This is a genomic window from Kitasatospora sp. MY 5-36, assembly GCF_001182915.1.
In the GTDB taxonomy this organism is placed as follows: Bacteria; Actinomycetota; Actinomycetes; order Streptomycetales; family Streptomycetaceae; genus Kitasatospora.
On record NZ_LFVW01000243.1, the window covers coordinates 1 to 2,457 of the forward strand.

The following is a 2,457-nucleotide window of genomic DNA, read 5'->3' on the forward strand; positions in this document are numbered from 1 at the left end:
CGCGCGGTCGGGTCCCCGCCCACGTCACCATCGCCCGTACGGTGGCGAGTTCGGGCGTGTCGTCGCCCGTCCCCTCGGCCGCCCTGGCCTCGGCGACCCGGGCACGGGTGACATCCGTCCAGATCACATGGGTGAACTCCTGGCCCGGACCGTCCGCCGAGTCCTGCACATTGGTCATGAACGGGCCGGTGTGCTCGTTGTCCGCCGACAGCGGACCACCCAGCCAGATCGAGTGCACCAGCCGCGGAATGCGCACCCACTTCCGCAGAAACCCCGAACCGGCAGTCCGCGACATCGTCCGGATCCCACTGGACTCGACGACCGACTCCGGGTGCTGGCCCAGCGTCTCCGGGGCGAGCCCCTCGGCCGTCGGCGCGGTCGCGCGCACCAGGTCCAGCGCCCGGAAGAACGCCACCCGGGACTCCGACTTCAACTGCCGGTAGTCGTAGCCCTGGAGGAACTCCGGAGCGGGCGGGACGACCCGGTCACCGAACACGTCCGGACCCAGCAGACCCGCCGGCGCCTGGGGAACCCCGGGCATCAGGCCGACCAGCTCGTCGATCAACTCCTGCGCCGTGAAAGGCGCCTCCGGCTGCGCGACGACGGGCACCTCCGGCTGAGTCGACGCCGACCCCTCCGCCGGGGAGACCTCGTCGAGGGCCTGCGTGGGAACCTGGAGGAGCTTCGCCTTGGCCTCGGGCGTCAGCGCCGCCCCGGTCCGGCTCCCGGACGCGGCCGACGCCGAGGTGATCGGACCCCCGCCCCCGCTCGGCTCCTGCCGGAGCCGCGTCGACAGCTCGATCGCCGCCGCCAGCTCGCGGGCCTCCCGGGCCTCCATCTGCGCCCAGGTCTCGTCCGGGTTCGGAGCCCGCAGAACCGTGATCTCCTCCTCGGGCTCCTTCACGACGGCCTCGACGGGCTTGCCGGGCTTGCCGGCCTCGACAGTCTCAACCGGCTCGACGGCCAGGCCCTTGCCCTTGTCCCCGACCGGTCCGGTCTTCGAGACCGGGGACGCCTCGGCCTCGAAGGCGACCCTCCCGCCGGGCCGCTCCGGAAGGTTCCGGGGGAACGTCGGCATGAGGCCCTGCCGAGCCAACGAGCCCACGTTGATGCCGAGTTCGCGCGCCAGCTCGTGCCAGGCCTCGGCCTCGGCGGCCACCAGGTGGGGTGCCAGGTAGCGGTCCATCGCCTCGAAGTCCGCCGGCCCCGTGTACTCGCGCATGGGCTTGCGCAACGCGGCATCGGCCCGCTGGGTGATCCGGGCCCTGGCCTCGGCGAAGGAGATCTCCCCGATCGTCCCGGAGTTCCCACCCGACTTGTCCCGCAGGTCCTGCAACAGCTCCCGCCACCGGGCGTCCTCGGCGGCCGCCGCCTCCGCTCGCCGGCGGTCGGCCCGGGCCTCGGCCTCCGCGACCTGCGCCTTCGTCCGCTCGGACGCCTCCCGCTCGGCAGCGGCCCGCTCCCGCCGCTCCGCGGCCACCTCCGCCCGCCGCTGCGCCTGCTTCTCCGCCGCCTGGCGCGCCTCCTCGGCACGCTGCTCCGTCAGCTTCCTGGTCTCCGGGTCCTGCCGCTTGTGCTCCAGCCAGCGGTCCATGACCTCCGCGTGCTTCTGCGCCGTCAGCCGGGCCTCCTCGCCCCGCGCCTCCGGCGAAGGCTTCTCCGGCACCCGGGGCCGGGCAGCCGATCCGGCGCCGGGCTTCTCCACCGCCGCCGCGTCGGCCTCGGCCTTGGGCGTCACCCAAGCCTTCCCCGCGGCCTCCCGCTTCGCCGCGGCCTCCCGCATCTCCGCCGACTCCGCCGACTCCGACGGCGACTTGACCCGCTCCGACGAAGCCGAACCCCCCACCCCCGCACCGGACTTCACCTTCGCCCCCGCGTTGCCGGCCTCGGACCCCGCACCCACCTTCGCCGCTGCCGCCGCATCGGCCTCGGCCTTGGCCTTGGCGATCCGGGCGTTCGCCGCGGTCTCCTGCTTCGCCGCCAGCTCCGACTGCGGACCCCGGCTGTTCGTCGATGTCTCCGCGTTCGGGAACTCCTGCTGGGATCCGCTCCGCGGGCCGGTTCGGTTCGACGCTCCGGCGTCCTCGGAGACCCGCGCCCCCCCGCCGAGACGATCGCCCCGGCCGGAGAAGGGTTCCGTCTTGCTCACGGGCTTCTCGGTGGACGATCCGACCTTGGTCGAGCCGCCCGCCCCCGATTCGGTCGGCTTGGCCTCGGTGACGGTCTTCACGTTGGAGCCGCCGGATCGCATCCCCGACTCCGAGGTGCTGCTCCTCGGCCCCGCCCCGTCCTGGGGGCCATCGGCGAGGGTCCTCACCTTCTCGGGACCGAACGGCCGCACGGTGGGCTTCTTCGGCGCCGAGCCCTCGGACTTCGTCGTCGTCCCCTCCTGCCGGCCGTTCTGCCGCGTCTGGTCCGGGGTGGGCCGGTCCCCCTTGCCCGGGGCCGTGCTCTCGG

Annotated in this window: 2 protein-coding genes; one reads left to right on the forward strand and one right to left on the reverse strand. The window is 74.1% G+C overall.

The window, feature by feature from the left end:
• The coding region (locus tag AE652_RS17550) for a hypothetical protein (protein WP_369808304.1) at positions 1-2,149 on the reverse strand (2,149 nt) is incomplete at its 3' end.
• Between the two features lie 25 nt (positions 2,150-2,174).
• Between AE652_RS17550 and AE652_RS48230 the strand changes: the two genes are divergently transcribed.
• On the forward strand, positions 2,175-2,457 hold a 283-nt coding region (locus AE652_RS48230; protein WP_234348421.1), incomplete at its 3' end, for a hypothetical protein.